Origin of the sequence: Salinivibrio kushneri, assembly GCF_005280275.1 — a bacterium.
Taxonomy (GTDB): Bacteria; Pseudomonadota; Gammaproteobacteria; order Enterobacterales; family Vibrionaceae; genus Salinivibrio; species Salinivibrio kushneri.
In genome coordinates, this window is record NZ_CP040021.1 from 2,614,138 (window position 1) to 2,629,812 (window position 15,675).

Annotated in this window: 15 protein-coding genes; 10 read left to right on the top strand and 5 right to left on the bottom strand. The window is 52.2% G+C overall.

All coding sequences use genetic code 11. The features are described 5' to 3' along the window. The first annotated feature begins 62 nt into the window (after window positions 1-62). Window positions 63-1,526: an aspartate ammonia-lyase gene (gene aspA / locus FCN78_RS12035; RefSeq protein ID WP_069361516.1), complete on the top strand. Its 1,464-nt coding sequence runs from the start codon at window positions 63-65 to the stop codon at window positions 1,524-1,526. A 98-nt stretch (window positions 1,527-1,624) separates the two neighbouring features. Here aspA and FCN78_RS12040 read toward each other — a convergent pair whose 3' ends face one another. Continuing rightward, window positions 1,625-2,935: an anaerobic C4-dicarboxylate transporter family protein gene (locus FCN78_RS12040; RefSeq protein WP_069361517.1), complete on the bottom strand. Its 1,311-nt coding sequence runs from the start codon at window positions 2,933-2,935 to the stop codon at window positions 1,625-1,627. A gap of 355 nt (window positions 2,936-3,290) precedes the next feature. Between FCN78_RS12040 and FCN78_RS12045 the strand changes: the two genes are divergently transcribed. Beyond that, window positions 3,291-3,560 (top strand): type B 50S ribosomal protein L31, encoded by a 270-nt coding sequence (locus tag FCN78_RS12045; protein ID WP_069361518.1) that lies wholly within the window; start codon window positions 3,291-3,293, stop codon window positions 3,558-3,560. Then, a complete protein-coding gene (gene ykgO / locus FCN78_RS12050) occupies window positions 3,557-3,700 on the top strand; it encodes a type B 50S ribosomal protein L36 (protein WP_069361519.1) in 144 nt (47 codons plus the stop codon). Before FCN78_RS12045 ends, ykgO begins: the two co-directional genes overlap by 4 nt. Here the strand turns inward: ykgO and FCN78_RS12055 are convergent. Next, window positions 3,697-3,990, bottom strand: coding sequence for a DUF2218 domain-containing protein (locus FCN78_RS12055; RefSeq protein WP_069361520.1), 294 nt, complete (start codon window positions 3,988-3,990; stop codon window positions 3,697-3,699). The two genes, ykgO and FCN78_RS12055, sit on opposite strands and share 4 nt — an antisense overlap. Window positions 3,991-4,034: 44 nt before the next feature. Then, window positions 4,035-6,050 carry a TonB-dependent receptor domain-containing protein gene (locus FCN78_RS12060; protein WP_077651198.1) on the bottom strand — a complete coding sequence of 672 codons (2,016 nt, stop codon included), beginning with the start codon at window positions 6,048-6,050 and terminating at the stop codon, window positions 4,035-4,037. A 170-nt stretch (window positions 6,051-6,220) separates the two neighbouring features. Here FCN78_RS12060 and FCN78_RS12065 point away from each other — a divergent pair, with 170 nt between their 5' ends. The 7 genes from FCN78_RS12065 (at window position 6,221) to FCN78_RS12095 (ending at window position 11,887) form a co-directional block, all read left to right on the top strand. Continuing rightward, window positions 6,221-7,195, top strand: a complete 975-nt coding sequence (locus FCN78_RS12065) for a helix-turn-helix transcriptional regulator (RefSeq protein ID WP_069361522.1) — start codon at window positions 6,221-6,223, stop codon at window positions 7,193-7,195. A gap of 48 nt (window positions 7,196-7,243) precedes the next feature. After that, window positions 7,244-7,729 carry a thioredoxin fold domain-containing protein gene (locus tag FCN78_RS12070; RefSeq protein WP_077659660.1) on the top strand — a complete coding sequence of 162 codons (486 nt, stop codon included), beginning with the start codon at window positions 7,244-7,246 and terminating at the stop codon, window positions 7,727-7,729. Between the two features lie 87 nt (window positions 7,730-7,816). Further along, on the top strand, window positions 7,817-8,449 hold the full coding sequence (locus FCN78_RS12075) for a response regulator (protein ID WP_069361524.1): 633 nt from the start codon (window positions 7,817-7,819) through the stop codon (window positions 8,447-8,449). Window positions 8,450-8,485: 36 nt separating this feature from the next. Next, entirely contained in the window at window positions 8,486-9,118 is a 633-nt protein-coding gene (locus FCN78_RS12080) for a MarC family protein (protein WP_077600591.1), read from the top strand. Window positions 9,119-9,298: 180 nt separating this feature from the next. After that, complete coding sequence (locus FCN78_RS12085) at window positions 9,299-9,565, top strand: DUF4212 domain-containing protein (protein ID WP_046074540.1); 267 nt, start codon at window positions 9,299-9,301, stop codon at window positions 9,563-9,565. Between the two features lie 12 nt (window positions 9,566-9,577). Beyond that, window positions 9,578-11,305 (top strand): sodium:solute symporter family protein, encoded by a 1,728-nt coding sequence (locus FCN78_RS12090; RefSeq protein ID WP_069361526.1) that lies wholly within the window; start codon window positions 9,578-9,580, stop codon window positions 11,303-11,305. 69 nt (window positions 11,306-11,374) lie between these two features. Continuing rightward, window positions 11,375-11,887 carry a hypothetical protein gene (locus tag FCN78_RS12095; RefSeq protein ID WP_235607603.1) on the top strand — a complete coding sequence of 171 codons (513 nt, stop codon included), beginning with the start codon at window positions 11,375-11,377 and terminating at the stop codon, window positions 11,885-11,887. 41 nt (window positions 11,888-11,928) lie between these two features. On the opposite strand, the gene FCN78_RS12100 is transcribed toward FCN78_RS12095, so the two are convergent. Beyond that, entirely contained in the window at window positions 11,929-12,153 is a 225-nt protein-coding gene (locus FCN78_RS12100; RefSeq protein WP_069361528.1) for a hypothetical protein, read from the bottom strand. Next, on the bottom strand, window positions 12,150-15,596 hold the full coding sequence (locus FCN78_RS12105) for a PAS domain-containing hybrid sensor histidine kinase/response regulator (protein WP_077659662.1): 3,447 nt from the start codon (window positions 15,594-15,596) through the stop codon (window positions 12,150-12,152). The genes FCN78_RS12100 and FCN78_RS12105 overlap by 4 nt, the downstream gene beginning before the upstream one ends. Window positions 15,597-15,675 lie beyond the last annotated feature (79 nt).

Sequence of the window (15,675 nt, forward strand, 5' to 3'; positions counted from 1 at the left end):
TCTACAGCAAAATTTGTGGCGACGTTTTAATCATTATAATAACTTGATGTTAAGGCCAACGCATGTCTCAGACGATTGTAACACCCAATGAAACCTCGATCCTCACTACTGCAACCCGTTTAGAAGAAGATTTACTCGGCCAACGCGCGGTACCTGCCGATGCCTACTACGGTATTCATACGTTGCGGGCAGTGGAAAACTTTACCATTTCCGGTACCCGGATTTCTGATATCCCCGATTTCGTTCGCGGCATGGTTTACACCAAAAAAGCCGCTGCGATGGCAAACCAAGAGCTTGGTGTTATTCCTGCCGATGTCGGTGATTACATCATCAAAGCCTGTGACCAGATTTTAGAAACCGGCAAATGCATGGATCAGTTCCCCTCGGATGTCTTCCAAGGCGGCGCAGGCACCTCTGTCAACATGAATGCCAACGAGGTGATTGCCAACCTTGCGCTTGAACTGATGGGGCATGAGAAAGGTGACTATGATGTGATTAACCCCAACGATCACGTCAATAAGAGCCAATCCACCAACTGTGCGTACCCAACAGGCTTCCGTATTGCCGTTTACAACAGCATTCTCAAGCTGATGGATGCGATTGATTACCTGCAAAAAGAATTCGATGCCAAAGCTGAAGCCTATGCGCATGTCATCAAAATGGGCCGCACCCAGCTGCAAGACGCGGTACCGATGACGGTCGGGCAAGAATTCAAAGCGTTTTCAGTGCTACTGCGCGAAGAAATCAAAAACATTAAATATACCGCCGCGCTACTGTTAGAGGTCAACCTCGGCGCCACCGCGATTGGCACCAAACTGAATGCCGCAGAAGGCTATCAGCAACTGGCGGTGAAACGCCTAGCTGAAATCACAGGCTTGCCGTGTATCCCAGCAGAAGATTTGATTGAAGCCACGTCAGACTGTGGATCGTATGTGATGGTCCATGGCTCGCTAAAACGCCTGGCGGTGAAACTGTCGAAGATTTGTAACGACCTCCGACTGCTCTCCTCGGGCCCACGTGCCGGGCTCAATGAAATTAACCTACCTGAAATGCAGGCCGGTTCATCCATCATGCCCGCTAAGGTTAACCCGGTGATCCCAGAAGTGGTGAACCAGGTTTGCTATCGCGTGATGGGGAATGACACCACCATCACCTTTGCTGCCGAAGCCGGTCAATTGCAACTTAACGTGATGGAGCCGGTGATTGGCCAGGCGCTGTTTGAGTCTATCTCCATTCTGGCGAATGGCTGCCGGAACTTGGGTGAGAAGTGCGTGAGTGGGATCACCGTTAACCAAGCAGTGTGCGAACACTACGTGCTTAACTCGATTGGGATTATCACTTATCTTAACCCCTTTATCGGCCACCATGAAGGCGATATTGTCGGCAAGATTTGCGCCGAAACGGGCAAGAGCGTCAAAGAGGTGGTGCTCGAGCGTGGTTTAATGACCGAGGCGGAGCTGGACGAGATCTTCTCGGTGGAGAACCTGATGCATCCTAAGTATCGCGGTAAACGCTTTAACGCCTAGTGGGTCAGTCATCAGTGGGTCACTCACAACAGACACCAACCACCTACAGAGACAACAAGGGCGCTGATAGCGCCCTTCTTTTATACCTTCAATTGCCGTTACAACACCTGGGTAATCAGCAAACCACAAGCGATACTGAACACCATACTCAGCAAGCCTGGTGCCATAAAGCTGTGATTAAAAATATACTTACCAATCCGCGTGGTGCCGGTTCGGTCAAAGTCGATGGAGGCAATGATCGGCCCGTAGTTAGGAATAAAGAAGTAGCCATTCACCGCTACAAAGGTCGCAATAATCATCGAAGGCGGCAGCCCCAAGGTAATCGCCACAGGCACCAACACCGCTGTCGTCGCACCTTGGCTGTTCACCATGACTGACAAAGCGAACAGCGCAAATGCAAATGTCCACGGTGCCATCTCAACCAAGCCAGACACCGCCTCTTTGACCATCTCGCCATGGCCACCAATCAAGGTATCACCGAGCCAAGCAATACCAAAGATTGCGACAATCGCACGCATCCCGGCATGGAATACCGAACCTTGGCTAATCGCATTGCCGTCCGGCTTACAGGTCAAAATGATCAGTGCCCCCACTGACAACATCACGATTTCAATGGTATGCGCCATCCCCATTGGCTCGCCATCAAAGGCCGGTCGCAGGGTTGGGAATGCCCCCATTATGACCACGGCTAAGGCACCAAATAAGAACAAGCCAACCGATTTCTTCGCCTCCGGCGTGACTTCGATATCTTCAACGGCCAAATCCGCTTCCATTTCTCGACGAAAGTCGGGATCTTGTAAGCGGCGTTGATATTCAGGATCGTCTTTAAGCTCTTTACCCAGCTTATTAACAATCACACATGCCAAGGCAAGGCCAATAAAGGTGCTGGGAATGGTAACCGACAGCACATCAGTAAGGGTAATCCCTTGCGGCTCTAAAAAGGCCACACACGCCACCACCGCAGCGGCGATGGGGCTGGCCACAATCGCAAATTGCGAGGCAATGACCGCCATCCCTAACGGACGAGCCGGACGAATGCCACTTTTACGACTGACTTCAGCAATCACCGGCAATACCGAATAGGCAACGTGTCCGGTTCCCGCCATCATGGTGAATACATAAGTCACTAAAGGGGCAACAAAGGTAATGTGACGCGGGTTTTTACGTAATATATTGGTGGCAATTTTAATTAAAAAATCCAAGCCACCTGCTGCTTGCATCGTGGCTGCCGCGGCGACCACCGCCATGATCATTAATAAAACATCAATCGGCGGATGCGTGGGCTGTAAACCAAACCCAAAACTTAAGACAGCGAGCCCGACCCCGCCCATCACACCTAAACCAATGCCGCCGATACGGGCACCAATTAAGATGCAGCTGAGTACCACTAATAACTCAACCAAGAACATAACTTTCTCCTACTTTGGATAGACGTCCCCACGCGTCCGTTCACATGCATTCATTGTCTATGGCACGCCCATGGCGTATTGGGGGTAGATACGATATGACGGCTCCTCCGTCGGCCTATCGCCACTAATAAGCACCATCCTTGGTGGGAGATGTGAGCAACCGCGCTCAGCACCATGGCCAAATCCTAACCAGGTGCCGTCACGCGCATGTTGATTCAGGTAAGAAAAAGTAACACTTTTCGCGAACTGACAACAAAAAGTTCGGGAAATGAGATCTTTAACCTGGACGCTGATGGACTTTTCATTCCTTCCCCATGATGTTATGTTATATCATAACAAACAACGGAGAGTCGTTATGAAAGCCAATATCCATCCCGAATACCGTTCTGTCGTTTTTCATGACACCAGTGTTGACGCCTATTTTATTGTCGGCTCAACCTTGCAAACATCACGTACCATCGAGTGGCAAGATGGCAAAACCTATCCTTACTACCCACTGGATATCTCGAGCGCCTCACACCCGGTATATACCGGGAAGGCACGAGCGACGAACAAAGAAGGGCGCGCGGCACACTTCGCGCGTAAGTTTGGCCAAGTCGGCCGCCGCAAAAAGGCGTCGTCATGAAGGTCGTTAACTCACTAAAAAGCGCCCGCCAGCGCCATCCTGATTGTCAGGTTGTCCGTCGTCGCGGGCGCATGTTCGTCATTTGCAAAACCAATCCACGTTTTAAGGCGGTGCAAGGGCGCGCGAAAAAACACGCCTAAGCGTCGGCGACGCACTGCCACTGATGGGGCAGTGCTTCTCGGCGTGCAAACATCTTGATGTGGCTACTGACCGTCTCAGTCACCAAGGTTAAGCTCGCTTCATCATCGGCATGGCATGTAACACGCAACTGGGTTCCTTGCACCTGCATATCACACACTCCCGCAGGGAAATGTACGCGTCCTGTTTGCTCATCCCAGCTCGCCTCGACTTTGCGACCAAAGTGACGACACAAGGTCTGCAAGTAACGTGGGGCATGCTCGGAGTCAATCATCGTCGTCATACTAGGCATCAATGCTCCTTGATAGGTGGGCGCAAGCGCCCACCTCTTTGCGATTAAAATTGATAGGATGCCGTCAATTTAATATTGCGACCGGGCTCGTAATCGAGGATTTCTGCGCCTCGTTTACCTGAGGTTGACGCATGCGAGCGATAGCGACTGTCAAACAGGTTGTCGACCCCTGCCGTCAAAGTGAACCCGTCTACTGCCATCGGTTGCCACTGAGCGAACACGTTGTGGACTGTGTAGCCCGGCTTAGTCAAGTTGCTATCAGGAACGGTGGTCGATCGCTGAATTTGAGTGTTCCACCCCAGCAAAACATCCCAACGGGTCAACGCGTAATCCGCATTCAAAGCTACGGTATCGCCGAGGTGGCGGGCGCGACCAAAAATCTGATCCAGTTGATACGCCTCTGAATAACTCACATCCGTGCGACTGTAACTGGCTGACGCCGTCCACTGCTGCCATGCCCAATAGGCACTGGCTTCAAAGCCACGATAGGTGACATCGCCACGGTTGGTGGTTTCATAAGCCCAGTTGCCACCGCCATCTTTGTAGCTGCGCACCACAATTTCATCATCGAGTTCAGTGCGAAACACCGTCAAATTGGCGGTCAACAAGTAGTCTTTTTGCGCCGCTGCATTAGACAGGCGCACGCCAGTCTCATCGGTCCGGCCATGCTCGGCTTTCAAGTCTTTATCCGCGCTTTCACTCAGTGCTGTGGTGGTAAATGACTCGTTCAATGGTGGCGCTTTGTGCAGCTCCCGGCTATTGGCAAACACGGTGAGATAGTCGTTAGCGACAAACTCGGCCCCCAATGCCAACGACACATCATCATAACGCTGACTCGAGCTGGTCGCTCGGCGATCAAAGCTGTCATAACGCGCCGCGGGCGTCACCGAAAAACGTGGGGTCAGCGCTATCTTGTCTTCCACATACAGCGCAATCTTGTCGGCCGATTCCAAAATCTGTACACCCGGTTTGGCAAATTGGGTGTCGTTGTCTTGATTTTCATAGTGCGCACCGTACGCGAGTTGGTGATCGCCAATACGCTGTGACACACTGAGTTTTACCCCAAGGTTCGTGTCTTCCGCCACGTTGACGCCTTTGCGGTCAGCCAGAAATGGGTGGGTGGCAAATTCGGTTTCATCACGGGTGAGTGACAGCTGGTTATAATAGGCCAGCGCTTTCAATTCGATAGCTTGTGACGGGGTGTATTCGTAATTGATCGTGGCGGTATCGCGATCGTAGGTCACTGGCAGTATCATTTCACCGGTACGATTGCGGTTGAAGCTTACACCCATATCAGGACGCGGCAGATAGTCGCCCTTATCGCGATACTTATCATAACTGAGTTCAAAGCGATGCCCACTTGCAGGCTCCCAGCCTACTTTTACTAAGCCATTAGTGATCTCTCCCTCACCGCCAAAGGTGCGATTACCGTCACCATCTTTAAAGTTGTCCCGATCAAAACGGCTAATATATGCCATCGCATCCCATTCATCACTCAACAACCCATAAACGGTCAACGAGCCTTGTTGGGAGTCATTACTGCCCCAACCAGCACTTAGGCGTGCTCCAAATGTCTCATTAGCACGCAAGAGATCGTAGGGATCTTTGGTTTCAAACGCGACCGCACCCCCTAGCTCGCTGGTGAGAATCGACGAGGCGCCCACCGCGACATCAACACGCTGCAAAATGTCAGGACTTAAAGTGAGGTTGCTGATGTGGTGGAACATTTTACCGCCTTGAGAGGCGCCATCGACGGTGATATCCAGATCTTGTTCGGTAAAACCACGGATATTAATGCGCTGGGTGAGCGAGTGCGTGCCCCCCACATCCACACCGGGGATATCACGCAATAGATCAGAGAGGTGATCCGGTTGCTTGACGGTGAGATCCGTTTCTCCCAGGTAACGGGATGAGCTGGACACTTGCGTCCCCCATACTGAGACCGTTTCTATGCTTTCATCCTCAAGATTATCAGCAGCCACCGCAGGGGCACATAGAGCACTGGCTATACTAAGCGTCAGCAAGCCCAGACGTGCTGGGACAGGTAGTAACAACGTCATACTTCATTTCCTTCGTGGATAACCCAAACAACTAAATGATACTAATTCGCATTTATGTTACTATTTCAGTGCTTTTCAGGAAGAAAAAACAATTATGCGCACGCATCAAGCTTTTATGCGCAGAGCGTTTATGCATAGCACGTTTATGCGGCGTGTTACGGAGGAATACGATGGCAGCACCCGTCTCTGTTGTTTGCACACAGCGAGAGTCCAGCGCAGATGGTCACGCCGAGATCATGGCTAATCACTCAAAACGGACGCAATCCTTGGTACGGGGACAGTTTTCACATACTTCATGTCCGGGTGGGTTGCATATCGATAGCGGGATCACCGATGAATTATGTGATGCCAATGTCCTCCACCGTGCCCATCAGGGGATCATGCTAGTGATAGTCCTCGAGGGCGTGCTGGAGTTTGCCTACGATGACCACACGTATCGGTGCAATGCATGCCACCAGCCCCAAGCACTTGCCGTCTCCGTGTGCCGTGACAGCACTTTTCGTCGTCGCTTAATTGCAGGGAATCACCTTAAAAAAGTGAATATATTGCTTCCGCCCGAGTGGCTTGATGGGTATGCAGACGAGCAAGCCTTGCCACTGCTTAGTGCCTTGCATCGTCATCATTTAGGCTGTGTACGCTGGCAACCTAGTACCGCCATATTCGACCCCATTCACGCCTTATTACCCCGCTTTAGTAGGCAAAACGAGGCTGATCCCCTGACCCAGCACCTCCATGCACTCACCATCATCAAGCACCTGTGTGAGCAAGCCTCTCATCTCACCATTGAGTCTGTTACCGAACTCATCCCTGCCACCTATGAGCCACAAATCGCAAAAGCCGTCGCGTATATTGAAACTAAGCTGCACACCGCATTAACCTTATCGACCATTGCACACGCATGCGGCCTGAGTCGCAGCACACTGCAGCGCCGTTTTCGTACCCATCTAGGCGTGCCCGTTTCAGATTACATCCGTCGTCGTCGGTTGGTGGTGGTCAAAGAAAAGTTACTGCATGAGGCGATTTCAATTGGCGAAGCGGCTTACTGGGCGGGCTACCATCATCCCTCTAATTTTGTTACCGCCTTTAAGCGTCAGTTTGGCATGACCCCCGGCCAATTGATTCAATCGCAAACCCATACAATGTGATCATGGTATGCGTGTATACTCATCCTATTGGCATGAAAAGGAAAAAGTATGAGACAGGGTCGCCGCTTTGCACTAACGGCTGGGTTATTGATTGCCGCACTGGGTGCTGGTGCGCTTTACATCGTTCGCTCGCAACAAGTCACCGCACCGGCATTTATCACCGTCAACTCGCAAGCCGCGCTTGATGCAGAGCTCGCCAGCGCCGCGGCTAATCAACAAATCGCTTTGGTTGATTACTACGCCGATTGGTGCATCCCGTGTAAACAATTCGCGCAAAAAACCTTCACTGACCCGGCAGTGGCTCAGCAGCTTAGCCACATGCACCGGATTAAAGTGAACCTGAGTGATAATCGTCCGGAAGATTTTGCGTTAATGCGCAGCCAAGACGTGGCCGGGCTACCCACACTCGACTTTTGGTTAGCCAATGGAGAGCGTCATGCGACCGCCCGCATTACCGGCTTTTTAGCCCCTCAAGCTTTCATGGCGCACCTACGTCAGCATGGATTGCAGCATGAAGTAAAAAGCGAGCACTGATCAATCTCTTAGTTCTCTTGTTACAAAATTGATAAACCCCATATCTGGTGGTAGTTTTATTGAAAACAAAGGGAAGATAGCCGCATTATGGAAGCGCAACACACCATCGTTATCGCCGACGATCATCCACTGTTTCGGAATGCCCTCTTTCAATCCGTGCATATGGCGATAAGCGGTGCCAATCTGCTAGAGGCAGACAGCTTAGACAGTCTAAATCAGATCTTAGCGCGAGAGGCTGAGGTCGACTTGGTGCTACTGGATCTAAAAATGCCGGGCGCCAATGGCATGTCGGGCTTAATTGCGCTGCGTCACCATTATCCTACCCTGCCGATTGTGGTGATCTCTGCCAGTGAAGAGCCGAGCGTGATCCGCCAGGTACGCGCTCATGGTGCCTTTGGCTTTATTCCTAAATCCAGCGATATGCGTGCATTGGTACAATCGTTAACCCAAGTGCTCGAAGGCACCCCCTGCTTTCCTGATGATCTCGGCGAAGACGATGAAAGCGAGCGCTTATCTGACAAACTCGCCACACTGACGCCACAGCAGTACAAGGTGTTGCGGATGCTATGCGATGGGCTTCTGAACAAACAGATCGCCTACGACCTGTCGGTTTCCGAGGCGACTATTAAAGCGCACATGACGGCCATCTTTCGTAAGCTAGGAGTAAAAAACCGCACTCAAGCGGTGATTTTATTGCAGCAATCTAATATCGAACTTTGATACGCTAGCGCCCCAGACACCGACTTTGGAGCGCTTATGTTAAGTATTCTTGCTACGCAATTCGTGATTTTATGGGCCGTGATCGACCCTGTCGGTAGCGTGCCCATTTATCTCTCACAAACCAGCCACATGTCCACCAAACAAAAACGCCGTGTCGCGGTGAAAGCCGTGGCAATTGCCTTTGCTATTTTGCTGTTCTTTTTAATTGTCGGTCAGATTTTGCTCGAAGCCATGCAAATCCCCTTGCCCGCGTTCCAAGCAGCTGGTGGTTTGGTATTACTGTTGTTTTCGTTAACCATGATTTTCGGTGAAGGAAAACCCGGCCAAGAAGCCAAAATGCTGAGTGAAAACGTGGATAAAGCCGAAATTGCCGCCACCGCTGTTTATCCGCTCGCCGTCCCTTCCATTGCTTCCCCTGGTGCCATGATGGCGGTGGTCATGCTCACAGATAACAATCGGTACGCCATTGCTGAACAAGCGGTGACCGCTGGGGTGATGTTTTTTGTATTGGTCGCGACCTTGGTCTTACTCCTCGGGGCCAATGTGATTCACAAAGTCATTGGCAACGTCGGCGCGTCGATTATCAGCCGCGTCATGGGGCTGATACTTGCCTCGGTCGCCGTTGCTAATTTGCTCGAAGGGATCCAAAAGTTTTACCACTTAACTTAGACCTTTGGCGCAAATCTTGGCTGGCTCAACCCGAGCCAGCCGTACCTAGCTCACAAAAACCCTGCTTTTTCCGATCATTATCACTTACTGCGCTCGACTAAAGTTGCAATGTCGCGCTGTTCATCCCCTGCTATCGTCTTCAAGTAACATTCCATTAACGTGCTAAACAAGGAGAAGGCGATGGCGTTTCAAAGCAAGGAACACGCGAAAGCCTACTGGGACAGAAACGTAAAACTGATGATCAGTCTGCTGATTGTCTGGTTTGTTGTCTCATTCGGCTGTGGGATCTTATTCGTGGATGCCCTCAATACCATTCAAATTGGTGGCTATAAACTTGGATTCTGGTTTGCTCAGCAGGGATCGATTTATACCTTCCTCGGCATCATATTTGTGTATGCCAAACAAATGCGCAAACTCGATCGCGAGTTCGGCGTGGACGACGAGTAAGAGGACTAACACATGGATTTAAGAACCATTACTTATATTGTTGTCGGGTTCACGTTCGCCCTCTATATCGGGATTGCGATCTGGGCACGCGCAGGCTCCACCAAAGAGTTTTATGTCGCCGGTGGCGGGGTTAACCCTGTGGCCAACGGGATGGCAACCGCTGCCGACTGGATGTCAGCCGCGTCCTTTATCTCTATGGCTGGCTTGATCTCATTCATGGGCTATGGCGGTTCGGTGTTTTTGATGGGCTGGACCGGCGGTTTCGTGCTTCTCGCACTGTTGCTCGCCCCTTATCTACGTAAATTTGGCAAATTTACCGTGCCAGAGTTTGTCGGTGAACGCTTCTACTCAAAAACCGCGCGCATTGTTGCTGTCGTTTGCTTGATCATCGCCTCTGTCACCTATGTTATCGGCCAGATGAAAGGGGTCGGGGTGGCTTTTGGTCGCTTCCTAGAAGTGGACTATTCCACTGGGCTTTTAATCGGGATGGTGATTGTGTTTATGTATTCCGTGATGGGCGGGATGAAGGGCATTACCTACACCCAAATTGCTCAGTATTGCGTACTCATTTTGGCTTACACTATTCCCGCAATCTTCATCTCCCTCAAACTGACAGGTAACCCATTCCCACAGCTTGGTCTAGGCAGCACCATGGCAGGCACGGATCAGTACTTGCTCGACCGGCTTGATCAGGTGGTGACCGAACTCGGCTTTGTCGAATACACCACCGCGGTGCGCGGCAGTACACTCAACATGTTTGCCTACACCATGTCACTGATGATAGGTACCGCCGGTTTGCCCCACGTTATTATCCGCTTCTTTACGGTTCCTAAAGTGCGTGATGCACGGACATCCGCCGGTTGGGCGCTGTTCTTTATCGCGATTTTATACACCTCAGCACCTGCGGTGGCGGCGATGGCGCGCTTGAACTTAATGGACACCGTCAATCTGCCTAATGGCGACAACCTTGTCTATGACGAGCGTCCAGACTGGTTTAAAAACTGGGAAACCACCGGGCTTTTGGGCTTTGAAGACAAAAACGGTGACGACAAGATCCAATACACTTCGAACCCAGACACCAATGAGCTACGTGTTGACCGCGATATCATGGTGCTGGCAAACCCAGAGATTGCCAAACTCCCTAACTGGGTGATTGCCCTGGTCGCCGCCGGGGGCTTAGCCGCTGCCTTGTCGACCGCGGCTGGGCTGTTACTCGCGATCTCGTCAGCGATATCCCATGACTTGATTAAGGGGGTCGTCAATCCGAATATCAGTGAAAAAGGCGAGCTACTGGCAAGCCGGATATCCATGGCATTAGCGATAGCGGGTGCAGGCTACTTGGGGCTCAATCCACCAGGCTTTGCGGCCGGGACAGTGGCCCTGGCGTTCGGCTTGGCCGCATCATCGATTTTCCCGGTGCTGATGATGGGGATCTTCACCAAAACCATTAACAAGGAAGGGGCGATTGCAGGTATGGTCGCGGGGATCAGCGTCACCCTGTTCTATGTATTCCAGCATAAAGGGATTCTGTTTGTCGCTGATTGGACCTACTTAGAAAGCCTGGGTAGCAACTGGATACTGGGTATCGAGCCAAATGCCTTTGGCGCGGTGGGCGCTGTATGTAACTTTGTGGTGGCAATCATTGTTTCACGCCTGACCAAAGAAACACCGCAAGAGGTACAAGATTTGGTCGAGCACGTTCGTATGCCATCTGGAGCCGGTGATGCGCAATCACACTAATCCGGTGTTCATCTATCAAGCCCCTTCGGGGGCTTTTACACGGTTTGTAACTTCCAGCCAAGGAGAGGCATGATGTCAACGGTCACGCGTTTACTCACCAATAAACATGTGGTTATTGCGATGCTGGTTGCGCCAGTATTAGCGGTGATCACCTATTTTGCCGTCGATGCCAGTGTGTCTGAGCCGCCTAAAGCCGCTCAGCCAGGGCAGAGTTACCCGCTGGCGGTCCGTTCTAACTGTCGCTATACCAGTGGCTTCTGTCAGCTCGAAAATGGTGATATGAAACTCAAACTGGAATCGCAGGGGGTTGATAACAACCGGCTAACGCTGCGGTTAGTCAGCGAGCTGCCGTTGGAGGGCGCACAAATTGGCCTGACAGACATCACATCGCAAACCATGCAAATCCGCGATGAAACAGGCACGACCTGGACGGTTACCCTCCCTGCTCCAAGCAGTGAGGAGACGCAAATTCGTCTAGCCGTCAGTATGAAGGGGAGCCACTATTACGCAGAAACGCCAGTGACATTTATCGAGCATAAAACATTTTATACCGAGCACCAACAATCTCAGGACGCTTCATAGCGTCAGCCTCGGCATACGGCGTCAGTACGTTAGGTAACCACTTACGCATCAGGCGACATCAAGGATGCTCGGATCGCCGCCACGATGGTGGCGATTTTGTTTTCATACGCTTGCTCCGTGAGCCAATGACTGACATCCGCCCAGCCATCACCGTCCAGGTGAGCGAGCTCATCAAGGTCAATATGTCCATCAACCGGATTAAAGTGCCCTGCCACTTTAACGATGCCAACATCGGTTTCTAAACGGGGTAACGAAAAAGGGGTCATGATTTTCCTCGCTGTTGTAGTAACGCACGCAACTTGAGCGGCTTTACCGGTTTGGAGAGATACATAAAGCCTAGTCCAGTCACGGTCTGTTGTGTCTCGGCACTGCGGTCAGCACTGATGATCACTCCCTGAAAGCAACACCCTAGTTTTAATTGGCATTGTTGAAGCACTTGCAGCCCGGTTTGCTGGTTCGCCAAATGGTAATCGCTCAGCACAAACTCAGGCTGCCATTGGTCACCGATCGTCTTGATCGCGCCACTCACATCGGGGGCGCAGCGAACGTCGCATCCCCACCGTGATAAAAGCTGCGCCATTCCATCTAAGATCTCTTGTTCATTGTCTACACATAAGACACGGCAACCTTCGAGCTCTCGCGCCGAAGCGGTGGCAGGCACCACCGGGCTTAACTCAATCTTTTCCGCTTGGCTCGCATTCACTGTCATTGAGAACACCGTGCCCCGACCCGGCCAGGACTGCAATGCCAGAGGCTGAGAGAGGATTTGGCTAATGCCCTTCGCGATCGCCAACCCTAAGCCCAGCCCTTGCTCGGCCCCTTCGCGGTCAATGCGGGTGAACTCTTGAAAGATATCTTGCTGACGCTCAAGGGGGATCCCATCACCGTCGTCCCATACCTCAATACGGTAGTCGCGTCCTGCCCGTCGCACACCTAACACCACTCGGCCCTCAGGATTGTAGCGAAAGGCATTGGTCAAAAAGTTTTGTAGTACTCGGCGCAGCAAGTTCTTATCAGACTGAACCCAAACCTGGCTGGTCACAACGCGAAAGTCCAATCCTTGGCGACGCGCTAACACCCCAAATTCCGCTTCAAGCGCATCAAAGACTTCACACAATGGAAAGGATTCAATCCGTGCTTTCATTTTACCCGACTCCAGGCGCGAGATATCGAGCAAGTCACCAATCAACACTTCCGCACTTTCTAGTGCGCTCTCTATATGCTGAGCAACGGCTTCGGTATCTCGATTGGCCGCCATTTCACTGAGTGATGAAGCAAACAAACGTGCCGCGTTAAGTGGCTGCATCAAGTCGTGACTGACGGCGGCTAAAAAGCGACTCTTCGACTGTGAGGCGGATTCGGCCTTGCGGGTGGCATCAATCAACTGGCTATTCAGTCGCTCCAATTCCCGCGTTCGCGCTGTCACCCGCGCTTCAAGGGTTTCATTAGACTGCTTGAGCGCCGCTTCCGCATCCCGAAACGCGGTAATATCGGTGAAGGTCATGACAAACCCCCCGCCTGGCATCGGATTGCCCTGCAACTCAATGACCCGTCCGTCTGGATGCACACGCGAAGAGGTATGCGGCTTTCGTCGTGTTAAGTGCAGGACCCGCTTGCTGACATGTTCTTCCGGATCACCCGGCCCACAGAGTCCGCGCTGGGCATTGAATCGAATTAAGTCCGCGACCGGTCGCCCGACCTGGATAAGCCCGGGTGGAAACTGAAACATATCAATGTAGCGCTGATTCCATGCCACCAGCCGCAGTTGCTTATCCACCACAGAGATCCCTTGGTTGATATGCTCAATCGCCCCTTGCAGTAATCCCCGCGAGAAATCGAACAACTCAGAGGCTTCATCAACAATGGTGGCAATTTCTTCCAATTGCATGTTGCGCCCCTGCAGGGCTGATGAAAGGACTAAGCGTGCCGATGACGAGCCAAATACCCCAGCCAACACCCGCTCGGTGTGACGGATCAGCGGTGCACTGGCTTGTTGCTGGGGCATCAGCTCTTCACCACGCTGCTCGGCAAATTGGCTAAACGCCTGACGCATACGCCGACGGCCAACAAAGCGTGCCGCGAGCATTTCCAGCTCCGCCACGGTGACTCGGCTTTGATACAAGCGCGCGTCATCGTTTTCCGGCAGTGGCATGCCAACAAACGCAGCGGCCTGTAAACGCTCACTGAGTGAGGGGCGCGTGAGTAAAGACACCACCACAAAGCCAAGAGCATTCATTAACACACTGAAGGCCAGCCCCCAATCCACGGTATTTAGGTGAGTAAAAGGTGCAAAGTCGGGAGGGGTAATAAGCCAAATCAATAGATTAGATTGCCCATCCCCTGCCAGCATGCCGGTTTGAGTCATCATGGTCACCAGCCATAGTGAAAACCCTATCAGTAAGCCCGCATACACGCCTTTTTTGTTGCCTTGACGCCAGTACAAGGCACCAATCATCGCAGGGGCAAACTGCGCAATGGCCGCGAAGGAGAGAAAGCCGATTTCCGACAACGTGGGCACAGTGAGGATGAGGTGATAGAAGCCCCACGCTGCAATTAAGATCAAAAAGATCAGCGCACGGCGAACATTGAGTAACAGCCCAGAGAACTGCGCAAAGTTACGTGATTTCAGTTTCATGCGCCGCAACAACAGGGGCATCACCAAGTCATTGGATACCATTATCGCCAGCGCAATGGTGGAAACAATCACCATCCCGCTGGCAGCCGATGCCCCACCCATAAACGCCAGTAGCGCCACTCCCTCAGCTCCTACCGATAGCGGCAACCGAATCACGTGAGTATCGGCAGGCGCCCCAGGTAACAACGCTTGCCCCGCATAGGCGAGCGGCAGGACAAAAATCAACATCAGCAACAAGTAGGTCGGGAAGACTTTACGCGCGGTATTCAAATCACTCGCGCGCGTGTTCTCCACCACCATGGTGTGAAACTGGCGCGGCAAGCAAATGATCGCCGCGCCCGTCAAAAACGTGTGGATGATTAAGCTACCCACATCCGGGCGACCAATCACGCCTGAGTCCTCCAAACTCACAGGCAGGCTCGGCGCTTGAAATAACAGCCACACCACAAAGATCCCCACCCCCAGAAATGCGACCAGCTTGACGATCGACTCGAACGCGACTGCCATCATCATCCCTCGGTGGTGCTCCGTACTGTCGATATGCCGCGTACCAAATAACACGGTAAATACGGCCAAGGAGATACACACGAGCCAGGCGATTTGGGGTTGAGCCAAGCCAACGCTTTGCCCTAGCTCTGGGGAAAGCACATCAAGTCCCATGGCGATCCCGCGCAGTTGCAACGCGATATAAGGCAACACGCCCACCACGGCAATCAAGGTCACCATCACCGCCAAGCCCTGCGATTTGCCATATCGCGCCGCGATAAAGTCGGCAATAGAGGTAATGTGCTCGCGCTTGGCGATCAAAATCATGCGGGCAAGAAAACGCCACCCAAGGGTAAACACCAGAATAGGGGCAAGATAAATCGGCAGAAATGACCATGGCGAGCTGGACGCTTGCCCAACTGTGCCGAAAAAGGTCCAAGAGGTGCAATACACCGCGATAGAAAGGCTATAAATCCACGGACGCCATGAGCGTAACCAGCGCGGCTGACGATCACCATACCAAGCAATCGCAAACAGTGCGCCCATATAAAGCAGTGAAACAGAGACAATTACCCAGCCTTGTGTCATGGCTCCCTTCCTGACGCAATCCTTTGCCGAACCCTTGAGCTGGGTGTAACACGGTACCGGCGCCCACTCAATCGTCTCG